Source organism: Streptomyces sp. NPDC033180, from assembly GCF_055577645.1.
The window spans coordinates 202,947-219,994 of sequence record NZ_JBVIPU010000007.1 but is presented as its reverse complement, the minus strand read 5'-3'; the positions used below and the strand labels follow the sequence as shown (position 1 = coordinate 219,994).

General features: G+C 70.3%; 10 protein-coding genes and 1 tRNA gene. 4 read left to right on the top strand and 7 right to left on the bottom strand.

The window, feature by feature from the left end; translation table 11 throughout:
* Positions 1 to 8: 8 nt before the first annotated feature.
* A complete protein-coding gene (locus tag ACZ5WE_RS21225) occupies positions 9 to 1,703 on the bottom strand; it encodes a thiamine pyrophosphate-binding protein (RefSeq protein ID WP_467691208.1) in 1,695 nt (564 codons plus the stop codon).
* Positions 1,704 to 1,903: 200 nt separating this feature from the next.
* Between ACZ5WE_RS21225 and sucC the strand changes: the two genes are divergently transcribed.
* The 3 genes from sucC to ACZ5WE_RS21210 all read left to right on the top strand — a co-directional run bounded on the left by sucC (position 1,904) and on the right by ACZ5WE_RS21210 (position 5,620).
* The gene (sucC, locus tag ACZ5WE_RS21220; RefSeq protein WP_467691206.1) at positions 1,904 to 3,043 is read left to right on the top strand and encodes an ADP-forming succinate--CoA ligase subunit beta; all 1,140 of its coding nucleotides are present in this window, start codon (positions 1,904 to 1,906) and stop codon (positions 3,041 to 3,043) included.
* A gap of 11 nt (positions 3,044 to 3,054) precedes the next feature.
* Positions 3,055 to 3,933 carry a succinate--CoA ligase subunit alpha gene (gene sucD, locus ACZ5WE_RS21215; RefSeq protein ID WP_467691205.1) on the top strand — a complete coding sequence of 293 codons (879 nt, stop codon included), beginning with the start codon at positions 3,055 to 3,057 and terminating at the stop codon, positions 3,931 to 3,933.
* A 133-nt stretch (positions 3,934 to 4,066) separates the two neighbouring features.
* A complete protein-coding gene (locus ACZ5WE_RS21210) occupies positions 4,067 to 5,620 on the top strand; it encodes an aldehyde dehydrogenase family protein (protein WP_467691203.1) in 1,554 nt (517 codons plus the stop codon).
* Positions 5,621 to 5,864: 244 nt separating this feature from the next.
* On the opposite strand, the gene ACZ5WE_RS21205 is transcribed toward ACZ5WE_RS21210, so the two are convergent.
* Positions 5,865 to 7,199, bottom strand: a complete 1,335-nt coding sequence (locus tag ACZ5WE_RS21205) for a DUF2254 domain-containing protein (protein WP_467691201.1) — start codon at positions 7,197 to 7,199, stop codon at positions 5,865 to 5,867.
* A gap of 138 nt (positions 7,200 to 7,337) precedes the next feature.
* On the opposite strand from ACZ5WE_RS21205, the gene ACZ5WE_RS21200 reads away from it, so the two are divergent.
* Positions 7,338 to 7,425 (top strand) — tRNA-Leu (locus ACZ5WE_RS21200).
* 59 nt (positions 7,426 to 7,484) lie between these two features.
* Here the strand turns inward: ACZ5WE_RS21200 and ACZ5WE_RS21195 are convergent.
* From ACZ5WE_RS21195 to ACZ5WE_RS21175, 5 genes are read right to left on the bottom strand one after another with little or no spacing between them, the layout of a single operon-like run.
* Positions 7,485 to 8,315, bottom strand: coding sequence for a phytanoyl-CoA dioxygenase family protein (locus ACZ5WE_RS21195; protein WP_467691200.1), 831 nt, complete (start codon positions 8,313 to 8,315; stop codon positions 7,485 to 7,487).
* Positions 8,312 to 10,159 carry a non-ribosomal peptide synthetase gene (locus ACZ5WE_RS21190; RefSeq protein WP_467691198.1) on the bottom strand — a complete coding sequence of 616 codons (1,848 nt, stop codon included), beginning with the start codon at positions 10,157 to 10,159 and terminating at the stop codon, positions 8,312 to 8,314. Before ACZ5WE_RS21190 ends, ACZ5WE_RS21195 begins: the two co-directional genes overlap by 4 nt.
* 10 nt (positions 10,160 to 10,169) lie before the next feature.
* Complete coding sequence (locus ACZ5WE_RS21185) at positions 10,170 to 14,108, bottom strand: non-ribosomal peptide synthetase (protein ID WP_467691196.1); 3,939 nt, start codon at positions 14,106 to 14,108, stop codon at positions 10,170 to 10,172.
* Between the two features lie 46 nt (positions 14,109 to 14,154).
* Complete coding sequence (locus ACZ5WE_RS21180) at positions 14,155 to 15,195, bottom strand: TauD/TfdA family dioxygenase (protein ID WP_467691195.1); 1,041 nt, start codon at positions 15,193 to 15,195, stop codon at positions 14,155 to 14,157.
* On the bottom strand, positions 15,192 to 17,048 hold the full coding sequence (locus ACZ5WE_RS21175) for a B12-binding domain-containing radical SAM protein (RefSeq protein WP_467691194.1): 1,857 nt from the start codon (positions 17,046 to 17,048) through the stop codon (positions 15,192 to 15,194). Before ACZ5WE_RS21175 ends, ACZ5WE_RS21180 begins: the two co-directional genes overlap by 4 nt.

The window sequence follows — 17,048 nt, the reverse complement described above, 5'->3', positions numbered from 1 at the left end:
CGGGCTCCTCACTTGTACATGGTCTGGTTCATGGTTCCGGGGGCGTACGCGTCCGGATCGACCCATACGTTGATCAGCGAGGGCTTGCCCGACTCGCGCGCCCGCCGCAGAGCCGGGCCGATGTCGGCGGGGTCGCGGACCTCTTCGCCGTAACCGCCCAGCATCTGGGCGAACTTGTCGTAGTGGACGTCGCCGAGGGTGTTGCCGATCCGCTGGCGTTCCTCGCCGTACTTGGCCTTCTGGCCGTAACGGATCTGGTTCATCGAGGAGTTGTTGCCGACGATCCCGACGAACGGCAGGTTGTAGCGGACGAGCGTCTCGAAGTCCCACCCGGTCAGCGAGAAGGCGCCGTCTCCGAAGAGGGCCACCACCTCCTTGTCGGGCCGCGCCTGCTTGGCGGCGAGTACGAAGGGGATGCCGACGCCGAGCGTGCCGAGCGGCCCTGGGTCCATCCAGTGGCCCGGGGACTTGGGCTGTACGACCTGCCCGGAGAAGGTGACGATGTCGCCGCCGTCGCCGATGTAGATGGAGTCTTCGGTAAGGAAGTCGTTGATCTCGCTGACGAGGCGGTAGGGGTGGATCGGCGAGGCGTCGGACTTCAGGTTCGGCAGTCGCTTCTCGATCGCCGTCTGTTCGGCGGCGCGCAGTTCGTCGAGCCACTCCTTGCGCTTGGAAGCGCCTCCGTTGAGGCGCCCGGACGCGGCCTCGGTGACGGACTTCAGGATCAGCCCGGCGTCACCGACGATGCCCAGGTCGATGTCCCTGTTCTTGCCGACGGTGCGGTAGTCGAGGTCGATCTGCACGACCGTGGCGTCCGGGGAGAGCCGCTTCCCGTAGCCCATACGGAAGTCGAAGGGCGTCCCCACGATGACGATGAGATCGGCGTTCGAGAAGGCGTACCGCCGCGAGAGCTGGAAGTGGTGCGGGTCCCCGGGCGCCAGGGTTCCGCGGCCCGCGCCGTTCATGTAGGCGGGCACGTTCAGGGTCCGCACGAGCTCGATGGCGGACGCCGTGCCCCGCGTCGTCCACACCTGGCTGCCGAGCAGGATCGCGGGCTTCTCGGCGTGCACGAGCAGGTCGGCGAGCTTCTCGACGGCCTCGGGGTCGCCGGCCGAGCGAGTGGACGCGCGGTACTGCCCGGCCTGCGGCACCCGGGCCTTGTCCACCGGCACCTTGGCGTCGAGCACATCGCGTGGGATCTCCAGGAAGGACGGTCCTGGAGCGCCGTGATAGCACTCGCGGAACGCCATCGACACCATGTCCGCGGCGCGCGCCGTGTCCGGCACGGTCGCGGCGAACTTGGTGATGGGCGTCATCATGTCGACGTGCGGAAGGTCCTGCAGTGACCCCATCTTGTGCTGGGTGTGCGCTCCCTGGCCGCCGATCAGCAGCATGGGGGACTCGGCGCGGAAGGCGTTCGCTACGCCCGTGACGGCGTCCGTGGTTCCCGGTCCTGCTGTCACCACCGCGCATCCCGGCTTACCGGTGAGGCGCGCGTAGCCGTCGGCCGCGTGGGCGGCGACCTGTTCGTGGCGTACGTCGACGACATCGATCCCCTCGTCGACGCAGCCGTCGTAGATGTCGATGATGTGGCCGCCGCAGAGGGTGTAGATGACCTCCACACCCTCTGCTTTGAGTGCCTTGGCGACCAGATGCCCACCGGAGATGTGGGTTTGGTTCGTGTCGCTGCTGCCGTCGGGCATGGCGAAGTCCTGTCCCTTCGTAGGGGAGTTGGAGCGCTCACACGCTGCTCGTAGGTGCTCTCGCGGTAGATTGCATACAGTCGACGAATACTGTATGAAGCTTGTTATCCCGCATCCGGTCAGTGGTGTCCAGGGGGCGTGCGGCACTTTTCGGAGGCGGGGGGTTCGCTCCCCGGAACGACACGGCGTCAGGAGCCGGAATGGACCTGTTCGAGCACCAGGCAAGGGAACTCTTCGAGGAATACGGCATCTTGGTGCCGCGGGCGGAGGTCGCCGGCACGGCGAAGGAGGCGCGCGCGGGCGCCGAACGCCTCGGCGGCCGCGTCGTCGTCAAGGCCCAGGTGAAGACCGGCGGACGCGGCAAGGCGGGCGGCGTCAAGGTCGCCGCGGGCCCGGCCGCCGCTGAGATCACGGCACGCCAGATCCTCGGCATGGACATCAAGGGCCACACCGTGCACAAGGTGATGGTGGCCCAACCCGTCGAGATCGACAGGGAGTTCTACGTCTCGTACGTACTGGACCGCGCGGCGGGGCGCTTCCTCGCGATCGCGTCCGCCGAGGGCGGCATGGAGATCGAGGAGGTGGCGGCGAGCAGGCCCGAGGCCGTCGCGCGCGTGGAGATCGACCCGGCAACGGGAGTGAGTGAGGCGAAGGCGGCCGAGATCGCCGCCGCGGCGGGACTTCCCGAGGCCACCGCCGACGTGCTGGTCAAGCTGTGGCAGGTACTGGTCCGCGAGGACGCGCTCCTCGTCGAGGTGAACCCCCTCGTCCGCACCGCCCGGGGAGAGATCCTCGCCCTCGACGGCAAGGTCACCCTGGACGACAACGCCCGCTTCCGCCAGACACGCTGGGGCGCGGACGACTCCGCCCACGACGACCCCCTGGAGGCGGCGGCCGCGTCCAAGGGCCTCAACTACGTCAAGCTCGACGGCGAGGTGGGCATCATCGGCAACGGCGCGGGCCTCGTCATGTCCACCCTGGACGTGGTCGCGGGCTGCGGAGCGCGCCCCGCGAACTTCCTCGACATCGGAGGCGGCGCCTCCGCCCAGATCATGGCCGACGGACTCTCCGTCATCCTCTCCGACCCCGCCGTCAAGTCCGTCTTCGTCAATGTCTTCGGCGGTATCACCGCATGCGACGCTGTCGCCGACGGCATCGTCCAGGCGCTGGAATCAGTCCGGTTGACCAAGCCGCTCGTCGTCCGCCTCGACGGCAACAACGCCGTACGAGGCCGCGCCATCCTCGACGCGCGCTCCCACCCCCTCGTCCAGCAGGTCACCACCATGGACGGCGCCGCACGCCGCGCCGCCGAACTCGCCGGTCACACCAACGCAGCCTAAGGAGCCGGGGCATGGCGATCTACCTCACCAAGGAGAGCAAGGTTCTCGTCCAGGGCATGACCGGCGCCGAGGGCATGAAGCACACCCGCCGCATGCTCGCGGCCGGCACGGACATCGTCGGAGGCGTCAACCCCCGCAAGGCCGGCCGGACCGTCGACTTCGACGACCGCGCCGTCCCCGTCTTCGGCTCCGTCCGCGACGGCATCGAGGCGACGGGCGCCGACGTCACCGTGGTCTTCGTGCCACCCGCCTTCTCCAAGACGGCGGTCATCGAGGCCGCCGACGCCGGGATCGGCCTCGCCGTGGTCATCACGGAGGGCATCCCCGTGCACGATTCCGTCGTCCTCCACGCGTACGCCAAGGAACGCGGCACGCGCGTCATCGGCCCCAACTGCCCAGGCCTCATCACTCCCGGGCAGGCCAACGCGGGCATCATCCCCGCCGACATCACCAAACCCGGACGCGTGGGCCTGGTGTCGAAGTCCGGCACGCTCACCTACCAACTCATGTACGAGTTGCGCGACATCGGGTTCTCCACCTGTGTCGGCATCGGCGGCGACCCCGTCGTCGGCACCACGCACATCGACTGCCTCGCCGCCTTCGAGGACGACCCCGACACCGAACTGATCGTCCTCATCGGCGAGATCGGCGGCGACGCGGAGGAACGCGCGGCCGCCTACATCAAGCAGTCCGTCACCAAACCCGTCGTCGCCTACATCGCCGGCTTCACCGCACCCGAAGGCAAGACCATGGGCCACGCGGGAGCCATCGTCTCGGGCTCGACCGGAACCGCGCGCGCGAAACAGGAGGCGCTGGAGGCGGCCGGAGTGCGCGTCGGCGCCACACCGACGGAAACGGCCCGCCTCGTTCTCCACCAACTCGGGGCGTGATGTCACTCATCGGTGGCAGGACCTGACCGCACTGACGCCCCCCCAGCACACACGCCCGGACCGCGAACCAAGCGGAGCCGTGCGAGCCATGTACGCCCCGCCCCGACCGTGCACCGTGAGCGGAGACACCCGAATGGCACCCACCCTCACCAACCCCCGTGTCCTCAAAGCCGGTACGGCCTGGGCCGACGCCTGGCAACGCTGCCTGGCCGTCGCGCCCGAGGCCTTCCGCGACGACCGCGTCCTCAATCTCTGGAACGGAACCTGGCAGGCGGACGGCCGGACCCTGCCCGCCACCTCCCCAGTCGACGGCAGCCCCATCGCGGGTCCGCCGCGTCTCGACGCCACCACCGCCCAGCAGGCCGTACGCGCCTCACTCGACCAGCACCGGGCCTGGCGCCACGTCCCGTTGGACGAACGGCGCTCCCGCGTCGCCGCCACCCTCGACGCCCTCACCGAACACCGTGAACTGCTCGCGCTCCTCCTCGTCTGGGAGATCGGCAAGCCCTGGCGGCTCGCCCAGGCCGATGTCGACCGGGCCATCGACGGCGTGCGCTGGTACGTCGACGGCATCGAGCCGATGGTCGAGGGCCGGACCCCGCTGGAGGGGCCCATATCCAACATCGCGAGCTGGAACTACCCGATGAGCGTGCTCGTTCACGCAGTGTTGGTACAGGCACTCGCGGGCAACGCGGTCATCGCCAAGACCCCGACCGATGGCGGCGTCGCCTGTCTGACCCTGGCCTGCGCCCTGGCCGCCCGCGAAGGGATCCCCGTCACCCTCGTGAGCGGCAGCGGTGGAGAGCTGTCGGTAGCGCTGGTCCGCGCACCGGAGATCGGTTGCGTCTCCTTCGTCGGCGGGCGTGACACGGGCGCCGACGTCGCCACCGCCGTCGCCGACCTCGGCAAGCGGCACATCCTCGAACAGGAAGGACTGAACACCTGGGGCATCTGGAACTACAGCGACTGGGACGCGCTCGGCGCCGTCATCCCCAAGCTCTTCGACTACGGCAAGCAGCGCTGCACGGCGTATCCGCGATTCGTCGTCCAGCGGAGCCTCTTCGACGAGTTCCTCGCCACCTACCTCCCGGCCGTCCGCACCGTCCGCGTCGGCCACCCCCTGGCGGTGGAGCATGCCGGGGACCCGTTCCCGCAGCTGGACTTCGGCCCGCTGATCAACGCGGCCAAGGCCAAGGAGCTGGGCGATCAGGTGACGGAAGCGATCGACCGCGGTGCTGTGCCGCTGTTCCGCGGCGCTCCGGCGGCGGACCGCTTCCTGCCGGGGCAGGACACCGACGCGTACGTTCATCCCGTCACGCTCCTCAACCCGCCCCCGTCGTCTCCGCTGCACCACGCGGAGCCGTTCGGCCCGGTCGACACCATCGTCCTGGTCGACACGGAGGCGGAGCTGCTCGCCGCCATGAACGCTTCGAACGGGGCACTGGTCGCCACGCTGTCGACCGACGACGCCGCGACGTACGAACGTCTCGCGCCGCAGATCCGTGCCTTCAAGACGGGCCGCGGGAAGCCTCGCTCGCGCGGTGATAGGGACGAGCTGTTCGGCGGGTTCGGCGCGTCCTGGCGCGGGGCGTTCGTGGGCGGTGAGCTGCTGGTGCGGGCCGTCACTCAAGGCCCGGCGCCGGAGCGGCCGCCGGGGAACTTCCCCAGCTACCACCTCATGGCGTGAGCGCGCGCCGTGCGGTGCGGTTGCCACCGCCGGGCACCTGCGCCGCACGGGAGCACCTGCGCCGCACGGGAGCACCTGCGCCGCACGGGAGCACCTGCGCCGAGCGGGAGCACCTGCGCCGCACGTGAGCGCCCGCGCCGCACGTGAACGCCGCGCCGCACGTGAGCGCCCGCGCCGCACGTGAACGCCGCGCCGCACGTGAGCGCCCGCGCGTCCGCGGAGGGCCGAGTCGCCCCGCCCCGTACTAGCCGATGCCCTGCCGGTCGGGCAGCAGGGCGAACGCGCGGTCCGCGGTTTCCGGGACCGTGCGTTCCACCGCCTGCGCGAGCAGCTCGCGGTGGCGCAGGAGCGGCTCCCTGCGCTCCTCGGGCGCGAGCCGCAGCAGGTCGTCGAGGCCGGCCAGCATGCGCCGGGTGACCTGCGGATGGCCGACCGCGCACCCCCGGATCTCGGCGAACCCGAGGTCCACGAGCGCGGTCCAGTCCGGCACGGGCTGCATCATCCGCACGGCCCCGCGCCGGTCACGGTGGCGCAGGGCGCCCAGTGGATACCCGGCCACCGACGCCAGGAACTGGATGATGCGGTCCAGGGCCTGCACGGCGGTGGTCGGGTCGTTCACCGCGGGGGAGAGGGCGCGCAGCGCGATGTCGGCGAGCTGGCGAAGACCGAACCCGAGGTCCTGGTGGAAGGTGCGCTCCACGCCCACCGACACCGTGTACCGCAGCGCGCGCCGCGGTGGCGCCGCCCCGCCGTGGACGGTGAACACCGGAGTCCCCGGCACCACGAAGTCCCCGATGCGCGGCAGCAGCCGCAGCACCACACCGTGGCGCCCGGCTGCCCGCACGACGCGGGCGATGTTCACGTCCCGCAGCACGCCGGCCCGCCCGTGGTGAGTGATCCGGGCGGTCGTGGGGCCGAGGTGTTCGTCGTCCACCGCGCCTTCGGTCGGGTACTTCACCGCCACCCGCAGCGCCTCCCGGGCGATCCGGTCGATGACGAAGCTGATCCGCATCATGCGGAGCGTGCCGTTCACATACGCCACGAAGAGCAGCAGGCTCAGGAACACCATGGCCATCGCCAGGAGCGACTCGACCAGCGGGATGCGCGTCAGGAGCCGCGGATCGCTCTCGCTTTCGAAGGACGTCAGCGTCATCAGCGAGAAGAGGAACGTCGCCAGAAAGACGGTGAGCGTGATCTTGGTGATCCGCGACCTGATGTACAGCCGCACCACCCGCGGGCTGAACTGCCCGCTGGCCATCTGCACGGCCACCAGGGAGATGCTGAAGACGACACCGATGAAGGTCATCATGGCCGAGCCGATGGTCTTGATCACCTCCTTGCCGTCCTCGGCGATCCCCATCATGTTTTCGAGAAGTTCGTACTCCCCGGCGTCCTGCACCGCCGTCACGATCTGGCTGTCCAGCTCCGACGTGACCCACCACAGCGCCATGGCCCCCACGAGTCCGGCGGTCGGCGCGAACCACATGGTGTCCCGCAGATGCTCGCGCAACGGGGACAGCAGTCGAGGCCGCCGCACCTTCACCTCACCGAGCTCTCGCGTAATCAACCCGTCACTCATGGTGAGACTGTAGATGTGCCGGTGGGGACCTCCGGGCAGCCGCCCTGCGGCGGACGGATACGCAGGTGAAAGGCACTCCGAAAGCTTGGTATTGTTGTCCATGTCGCCGCGGGGAACACCGCGAACGGCAGACACCTAGTCCGGGTGGCGGAATGGCAGACGCGCTAGCTTGAGGTGCTAGTGCCCTTTATCGGGCGTGGGGGTTCAAGTCCCCCCTCGGACACCAGCCAGAACCCCACGGTCTCCCTGAGACCGTGGGGTTCTGTCATGCCGCCTCGGCCCGTCTCAGCCCGCCTCCAGGGGGAAACGGTCGTCCCAGCGCGGCTTCAGCTGGTCCGTGTTCCGGCCCACCAGGAACTCGGGGCGGGTCGGGTGGGGTGGAGCGTTGTCGACGGAGTTGTACGACACCATCAGCAGCGCCCGCCGGTCCGGGGAGGCGTTGTCCGACGACGAGTGCACGATGTTCGGATGGAAGGCCTGGATCGCGCCCGCCCGGCCGGTTGCCCGCGTACTGCCGAAGGAATCCACCAGCTCCCGGGCACGGTCGGCTTCCATGGTGTGCTCAGGGTCCGCCGCGAAGTTCCTGCGCCAGTCGTCCTTGCCGCCCGGCGTGATCCTGCCGGGGCCGAGGTACCCCAGACGATGCGACCCGGGTATGAGGACCAGCGGACCGTTGCTCTCGTGGACATCGTCCAGCGGAACGGCCAGCGTGACCGCCGCGGGCCGCGGCAGGCCGTCCTCCGCGTTCCAGAACGCGAAGTCCTGGTGCCACGGCCAGGCCTGGCCCTCCCTGGCCTGCTTCAGATTCACCTTGAACTGGTAGACGTACACCGGCGTCCCGGTCAGTGCCTCGGCCAGCGCCAGCAGATAGGGGTGGCGTACGAGCGCCCCGTACACCTCGTCGAATTCATGGCAGCCGTGCACCGCGCGGACAGCCGTGCTGTCCCTCTCGTGGACCACCTCCGGCCCTCCGCGGCGGCAGACGGCGTCCAGGCTCTCGCGGAGCAGCTCCACCGCGGAGGCGGTGAACCGGAACGGAGAAAGGCACCAGCCGTTCTCCTCGTACTCCGCGATCAGCTCCGCGAGATGTCCGTCGTCAGTGTCGATCTCGATCACGAATCCAGCCTCACCGATTGTTGGGACAGGTCCGGTTGTTGGGACCGGTTCGCCTGCTCTCCGATCCACTCGGCCATCGCGCAGATCGTCGGCCGCGCGATGAACGTCTCCAGGTCCGCGTACGCCCCGAAGCGCTCGTTGATCCGGGTGATCAGCACCGCGGCCAGCAGGGAAGTGCCTCCCAGCCGGAAGAAGTTGTCGCCGACCGCGATGTCCTTCGCGTCCAGTACCTGCTCCCACAGCAGGACGAGATCGTGCCGCACCCCGTCCCCGTCCCCGTCCTCGGCCGGGCCGGCACCGCTGCCCGTGACCGTCAGCTCGCGGGCAGCAAGAGCCTGGCGATCGAGCTTGCCGCTGGGCGTCAAGGGCAGGCGGTCCACCGGGACGAACGCCACCGGCAGCATGTACTCGGGCAGGGTCTCGGCGAGCCGGGTCCGGAGGTCGTCGGGCAGCGGCGGCTCCGCCACCACGTAGGCGACCAGGCGCTTGCCCACCGTGCGGCTCTCGTTCACCACGACCGCCGCGTCGGCTGCTTCCGGCAGCGCCCTGACCGCCGACTCGATCTCACCGAGCTCCACGCGGTAGCCGCGGATCTTCACCTGTCCGTCCTCGCGGCCGAGGAAGTGGATCAGCCCCTGCGTGTCCACGCGGCCGATGTCCCCGGTCCGGTACACCCGCGATCCCGGCGGCCCCAGCGGATCGGGCGTGAAGCGCTCCGCGGAGAGGCCGGGCCGGTTGAGGTAACCACGGGCCAGAACCGGCCCGCCGATGACGATCTCACCGGTGTCCCCGGCCATGACCGCGCTGCCGTGTTCGTCCAGAACCCGCACGCGCGCCGCGTCGATGGACCGGCCGACGGGGGCGCGCTCGGGCCACGTGGCGGGATCGCCGGACAGGCGCAGCGAGGTCACGTTGTGCGTCTCCGACGGGCCGTACTGGTTGTGCAGCGCGACGCCCGGCAGGGCACTGAAGAACCGCCGGACAGCGGGCGTGACGTAGAGCTGCTCGCCCCCGCAGACGACCTCTCGGAGCGAACACGGCAGCTGCCCCACCTCCTGGGCCGTGTGGGCGAGGGACTGCAGGGCCACGAACGGCATGAACACCCGGTGCACCCGCTGCTCGTCGAGGAAGCGCAGGAGCCGGTGGGAGTCCCGGCGTACCTCCTCGTCGATCAGTACGAGGCAGCCGCCGGTGCCCCAGGTGCTGAACATCTCCTCGAAGTGGACGTCGAAGCTCGCCGCCGCGAACTGGAGGGTCCGGGAGCCGACCCCGCACGTGAAAGCCTCGCGCTCCCAGGTGATCAGGTTGCGCAGCGGACCGTGCGGCATGGCGACGCCCTTGGGCGTCCCCGTGGATCCCGACGTGTAGATGACGTACGCGAGGTCGTCGGCGCTGGATGCGGGCGTGGGGGTCTTGGGCTGGGCCGGAGCCGTGGAGATGTCGTCGTCGAGCAGGACGACCCGCGTCCCGGAGGGAGCGGGCGGCACTCCCGTGGGGGTGCGCTGCGTGAGCAGTACGCGCATTCCGCTGTCCCGCATCATGAAGTCGAGCCGCGCCTGCGGGTAGGCGTGGTCCAGCGGCATGTACGCGGCGCCCGCCCGCAGCGCGGCCAGGATGGCGATCGGGAGCCGGAACGACCGGTCGGTGCGGACCCCGACGACCGTGCCGGCGACGGAGAGGCCGTGCAGCCGCGCGGCCAACGCGTCCGCCGCGCACCCGAGTTCCTCGTACGAGAGTCGGCGCCCCCGGTATTCCACCGCGGGCAGGTCGGGCGACGTGCGCCGCGTGTCGTCGAAGTACTGCAGCACGGACCCCGGCGGTGTGGCGCGGGCTTCGTCAGGCATGCGGGCTTCGTCAGGCATGGGGAACGTCCGTCTCCTGAAGTGTCTTCTCCATTTCCGCTGCCAGTCCGGCCACGAACGGCTCGTCCAGCATGGAGTAGTGGTCACCGGCGATCACGCGTGGCGGGGAGAGGGCCGGGCACAGCTCGGCCCAGGCCGCGCCTGCCGCCGCCCGCATCTGCGGGTCGCTCTCCTGTGCCTGCAACAGGGCCGTCGGTCCCGCGTACGGCGCCGGCCGGTACCGCTGAGCCGCGCGGGTGTGGACATCGCCCGGAGCTGAACCGGTGGTGGCCGGGAGCTGCTCGGCCAGGTAACTGTCCACGAGGACCAGCATGTCGACCCGCTCCCCGAGCCGGGTCAGTCGCCGGGCCATCTCGAAGGCGACGAGACCGCCCATCGACCAGCCCATCAGTAGGTACGGGCCGTGCGGCCTCACGCGTCGGACCTCCGCGAGGTGGCGCTCGGCCAGAGCCTCGACATCGACCTCCGGATCGGCTCCCGACCCCGGGGTGGCGTCGTCCAAGGCGTACAGCGGACGTCGAAGTACGGTCCCGCCCGCGGCGAGATTCCGGAAGCCGATGGCGTCCCCGGCGCCGGGGACGCAGAACAGCGGGGTTCCCTCACCCTGGCTCTGCAGCGTGACGAGAGCGGCGGAACGCTGCGCTCCGTCCGCGGACCGGAGCAACGCGGCCAGCGCCCTCGGGGTGGCGGGGTCGACCGGTGGTCCGTCGTCGGCGGTCGCTGTCTCCTCGAACAGCACCGATACCGGCAGCTCGGCGGAGAACGCGGCGTTGATCCGCGCGATCAGCCGCACGGCCAGGATCGAGTGGCCGCCGAGGTCGAAGAAGACGTCGTCCACACCGACGGAAGGGATCTTGAGCAGGTCGCCGAAGACGGCCGCGACTCTCTCCTCCAGAGCGTCGGCGGGCGGTGACGAGGGGGCACACCTCCGCGCGTCGGCGTCTCGCGGAGCGTCGGCCGTGAGCAGTGCGTCGCGGTCGATCTTGCCGTTCGCAGTGAGGGGCAGCCGGTCGAGCCAGACGTACGAGGCCGGGACCATGGAGGCAGGCAGGCGCTCGGTGAGATGGCCGCGCAGTTCGGACGGCGCGACCGGGCCTTGGACGGAGGCCGCGACATACGCGGTGAGCCGACCGCCACCACTGCCGTCAGTCGCGTCCGTGGCGTCCTTGCCGTCAGTGCCGTCAGTGCCGTCAGTCCCGTCAGTGCTCTCCGTGCCGTCCGGCCCGAGCACCACCGCCGCCTCGCGGACGGCCGGATGTCCGAGCAGCGCCCGTTCCACCTCGGCCGGCTCCACGCGGACGCCGCGCACCTTGATCTGGTCGTCCCGGCGGCCGAGGCAGTGCAGCGTGCCGTCGGGGGCGTAGTAGCCGATGTCACCGGTCCGGTAGAGGCGTTGGCCGGGTACCTCGGAGAAGGGGTGCGGTACGAAACGTTCCGCTGTCCCGGCCGGATCCCCGACGTAGCCGCGTGCCAGGCCGATGCCGCCCACGCAGATCTCGCCGAGTGCTCCGGCCGGCACCGGTGCCAGGTGGCTGTCCAGGACGTGGACGTCGCTGCCGTCCACAGGCCGGCCGATGGGCACGTCGCCGACCGGGGGATCGTCGGCCGTGATCTCGTGGACGGTGCATCCCACCGCGGTCTCCGTGGGGCCGTACTCGTTGAAGATCCGCGTGGTCGTGTGCCCGCGCCACGGTGCGATGTGCTCCCACGACAGGTTCTCGCCGCCCAGTACGAGTGAGTGAGCGACCTCGGCGGAGGCGTCGGGATGAAGCGCTTGGTTGATCACGCTCAGATGCGAGGGTGTCATTTTGAGCACGTCGAGTCCGGATCGTCGGCCCAGCTCGTCGGTGAGGGCGAAGACATTGCGCCACACCGGATCGAGGTGCACCGTGTGCCCGCTGACCAGGGGCACGAACAGGCTGGTCACCGTCAGGTCGAACGCCACGGAGGAGTGCACCATGGCCCCCGTGCCGCCCTCGTGCGCGTACGTCCGGGCCGCCCAGAGCACGTAGTTGGCCAGGGCCCGGTGCGGCAGCATCACACCCTTGGGGACACCGGTGGAGCCGCTGGTGAACAGGATGTAGGCAAGGTTCTCCGGAGTCACCGCGGCCGGTGGGGCGGCCGGTTGCTCCGTCGCCGGCAGCTTGTCGGCACTCAGGCACCCGTCGACATTCAGACAGCGGATCGTGCCGAACCGATTCCGCGAGGTGTCCGGTCCGGTGAGGACCAGGGAGCAGCCCGCGCGCGACAGCATGTCCGTGGTCCGCGCGTCGGGCAGCTCCGGATCGAGCGGCAGATACGCGCCGCCCGCCTTGAGCACGCCCAGCATCGCCACCAGGAGATGACGGGTGTGCCCGATGGAGATCGCCACCGGTTGGTCCGGTCCGACGCCGTGCTGCCGCAGCACCTGCGCCACTCGGTCGGCCTGTGCGTTCAGCTGACGGTAGGTCAGCCGAGCCATGGGATCCACGACCGCGATGCTGTCCGGCGACCGCTCGGCCCGACGCTCGAAGATCTGGTGCAGGCAGGAGGGCGTCTGCCGGGTGGCACGGCCGCGTTCTGTGGTGGCCCGCACGATGTCGCGGCTGTGCGCGTCGAGCGCGCTGACGGTGTCGAGGGGGGCCGACGGGTCGGCGACGACACCTTCCAGCAGTGTCAGATACTGCCCCGCGAGGCTCCGTACGTACGCGGCGGTGAACTCGCCCCGGCGGTAGCGCCACACCAGCCGCAGTGAGTCGTCGCCCGCGACGCTCTCGAGTCTCACCGCACACGGCTCCGCCTCGACGTCGTCCCAGGCCACGGTGAAGGTGACGCCGTCGGCGTGCTCGGCGGGTACCTCCTCCTTCGCCTCGAACGAGGCTGCCCAGTCGGGCGGATCGGCGGCATACGAAGCCGGTATGCGCTCGCCCGCACCCTCGGAGTCCGACCACTCGTCCCGGACCTGGGCCAGAAGGCCGGAGAACGTGGTGGCACCATCCGGCCCGGCGTGTATCGGCAACCAGTGGGTGAAGTGACCGAAGCAGTCACGGAGTTCGTCGTACGGACGCCCCGGCAGGGCGGTCGCGACGGTGGCGCGGGACCGCTCCGTGATTGTCCGCAGGAGCGCCAACAGGCAGGTGATCAGCACGACTTCGGCGGTGGTGGCATGCTGCTTCGCGCATGCCCGGACGGCCTGTGCCAGCAGAGGCGGCACGCTGTTGTCGACGCGTATGACGGCTGGAGCGGTTGGTGCGCCGGGCTGGAGAGGGCGATGAAGGGGCAGGTCCAGCTGGGCGGAGTGGGATGCGTCGATGTCATGGGTGTGGGCGTCGGCGTGGGCGTCGGCCGCCGGCCGGTCCGCATCGAGCTGGCGCTGCCAGTGCGCGTACTGGATGTACTGCACGGGAGCGGTGCTCGGTGAACACCCGTCGTACGCGAGGGCGAGCTCGGCCGGGAGGCGGCGCAGGGTCAGGCTGTCGGCGGACAGCCCCGAGGTCGTGATCAGGAGCGCGTGACGCTGCTCGGAGAGCCTGAACAGCCGTGCGCGCAAGGGCGCGGCGCCGTCGACGCCCGCCGGTCGCGGACGCTCGTCCTGCGCGGCGGACTCCAGCCGCCCGAGGGTCTCGGTCGCGGAGAGTGTCCGCAGGTCCTGCGCCGTCCACTCGACGCCTCCGGCGTTTCCGCCGCCCTCCCCGTCGATGTCCGCGACCGCGGTGTTCGCCCCCGGCACGCGGCGATACCGAGCCCGCAGCGCACCATGGAGGTCGGTGACCGCACGCAGCGCGTCGGCCAGCCGACCCGGGTCGACGGCACCGTCGACGTGGAACAGCGCTTGGGCCCAGCCGGGGGAGCCGGCGCGGTACGCCTGCCAGATGCGCTGCTGCTGGAACGAGAGCCGGTAGCCCTCGACCCGGTCGGACGTGCCGCTCCGGTCAGCGTCCTGCCCCCTCATACGAACCCCTTCATGCGAGCCCCCTCATGCCGATCCCTTCATCCCTTCACGCGAACCGCACCAAGTCGCCCATGGCCACCAGTAGTTCGCGCGGCCCACGGAAGGGGTTGCGGGCATGCGCGACCAGGATGTTGTCGAGCACCAGCACATCGCCCCTCTCCCAGGGGAAGCAGACTTCGAGTTCGGCGTAGACCCGGCAGATCTCGGCCATGGCCTCGTCGGGGATCGCGGTTCCGTCGCCGAAATGGCAGTGCCGCGGCAGCGTGTCCGGTGTGTGGGTGGCTTCCAGGGCGGCTCGGGTCGCGGGGGCCAGGCAGGCCGGGTGCCAGTGCTGGGCCTGGTTGATCCAGGACCACACGCCGGTTCTCGGATGCTGGACGGCGGCCGGCCGTACCGCCTCGGTGCGCAGGCGGTCACCGTGCCAGGTGGAGCGCAGACCCTGCCGGTCGCAGCGCGCTTCGGCCTCTCGTCGGTCATCGGTGCGCAGTACGTCACGCCAGTCGAGGCCGAGCCCCGTCCCGTAATTCCGTACGTACATCACGCCCTTGGCCAGAAACTCGGCTCGCAGGTCCGCGTCGAGCCGCTGGAAGACCTGTCGGCTGTCGACGATCGGGGTCTCGCCGCCGGAGGCGGCGGGCCGCGCGCAGCAGAACATGATGCGCGAGGGCCCGGTGTCGTTGAAGGAGTTCTCGGTGTGCCACAGCAGCTTCTCCTCCGGTGGGAAGAACACCGGGGAGGAGATGCTGCCGCTCAGTGAGGCACGCGGATGCTCGCCGTTGTCGCGGTACAGCTGGTCGACGATCGCGTCGGCGAGGCGTTCCAGGCCGTGGGTGGTGGTGACCGAGAAGCCCCGGAACAACACGGCGCCGTGCTCGTGGAGGGCCTCGTCGAGCCACGTCCTCGCCCGCGTGGCCCAGGCCGCGATGTCGACGCCGGTGGCGCTCGGCCGGATGAGCAGCGGCGGTTCGCCCGCGGCGGCGAGCGGTGCGTGGCTGACGAGGGAGTCGGAGGTGTAGGTGACCGGGGCGGGTACGACCTGCCTGAGTCCCTCGGGGCCGGGCATGCCCCCGCGCGGTGGCTGCGTCACGCCGGTTCCTCCTGGTGCAGTGCCCGGCCGAGGCGGTCCGCGGCCAGCAGATACAGGGCTTCGACGTCCTGGCCGGTGATCGCGGAGAACTGGTGGGCGGTTTCGAAGGCCGGGTGGCGCACCAGCTTCTCGCGGTAGTCGGGCAGCGCGGCGCCCGACTGGAGCATCTGGAGCCACTGGCGGGTGCCGGGGTAGGGGCTGTTGACGTTGAGGGCGACGCAGCCGTCGGGGATGCAGCCCTCCCGGTGCAGTTCGGCGATGAGGTCGAGCGTCAGCAGCCGTTGTTCGGTGGTTTCCCCGAGGCCGAACTGCAGGGACGTGCCGACCCGGATGCCGGCATCGCGGCACCAGTGGGCCACGTTCCGGAAGCGTTCGGTCCAGTCGGTCTCGGCCACCAGGAGGAGCTGGCGGACCTTCTGGACGCGTTCGGCGTCGGGTTCGGCCGATTCGACGCCGAAGTAGACGTAGCTGCAGCCGGCCCCCGACATGCGCAGCAGGAGGTCGCGGTCGACGTCGTTGACGGTGGTCTGGCAGCCCCATTCGAAGGTGCCGTGCTCGGCCGCGAGATCCTCGAGGAGGGTCAGGAACTCGGTCAGCCAGCGGGGGTTCTGGGTGAAGGTGCTGTCGTCGAAGAACACCGCGTCGAAGCCCTGGTCGATCCGCAGCCGGATCTCCCCGATGACGTGCTGCGGAGTCCGCTGGCGGATCTTCGGCTGCTCGTAGAGGAACGCGTCAGCGGACTCGTGGCAGAACGAGCACGCGTACTTGCACCCCAGACAGGCCATGATCTGTGCGGTCCGGCGATTGTCGAAGACGGGGAAGCGGTTCTCGTGCGTCAGCCGGGTCACGTCGATGTACGGGAGCCGGTCGCCGTCGATCGGTACGCCGCTGAGCGGCATCGACTCGATGCGCCGCGCATGCCAGTCGTACGTGAACAGGCTGCCCACGCCCGGCAGTTCCGCGAACCGGTCCTGCTCGGCGATGATGCGCTTCTTGACCGTCTCGGCGTCGGCGGGCAGGCACTCCGCCACCACCTTGAGCACCTCGGGCAGCGCGAACGCGGAGTCGCCCGCGAACACGATGTCCATGAGCTCACGTTCGTCGGGGCGGGCGAACGTCTGCAGCGCGGTCAGTCTGCCGAGTTCCTCCGCGCCGATCCGGAAGTCGTTGTGGTTCTCCTGCCTGCGGCCGGTCATGTCGGCCACGCGGCGCGAGGCCGCCCGGTAGGCGTCCGGGTTCACGGCGTCCTCGTGCTGGCCGCCGAGCAGGACGATGGCTTGCGGGCATTCCTTCTTGACCGTGGCCGCGATGCGCAGAGCGAAGTGATGGCCCTCGGAGAGGTTGCTGATGCCGACCACCACCGGACGGTGCTCGCGCAGACAGGCGACGAGCTCCGCCTCGAAGGCGGCGGAGTAGGCAGGGGGGTTGAGGACGGCCACGACGTCGGGGACCCGCGGGCCGGGGAACTCGTCGATGCGCAGCATCCGGTCCAGGACGCAGGTCGCGTAGAGCAGCGGGGTGGGCATGCCGGGGAACGCTCCGGTCGCGCCCTCCTCGATGTGCGGGGCGCTGACGAAGAGGACAGGGAAGTACTTGACGCGCCGTCGCTCCGCGTCCCGGCGAGGGTCATCGGGTCCGGCCGTGGGCGGGCCGAGGCGGGCGGTGATCTCGTGCTCCACCGTGGCCTCGCGGCGCAGGGCCTCCTGCGAGACGGTGCGGGGGTCCTCGCCGTCGCCGGGGCACCACCGCCAGCGTTTCTCCTCCTCGTACAGCTCACGGTCTATTCGGTCGGACCGCGCCCTGCGCACGCTGTGCGCGAGGGCCTCCGGGACGGCCAGCGGTGTGGGATCCAT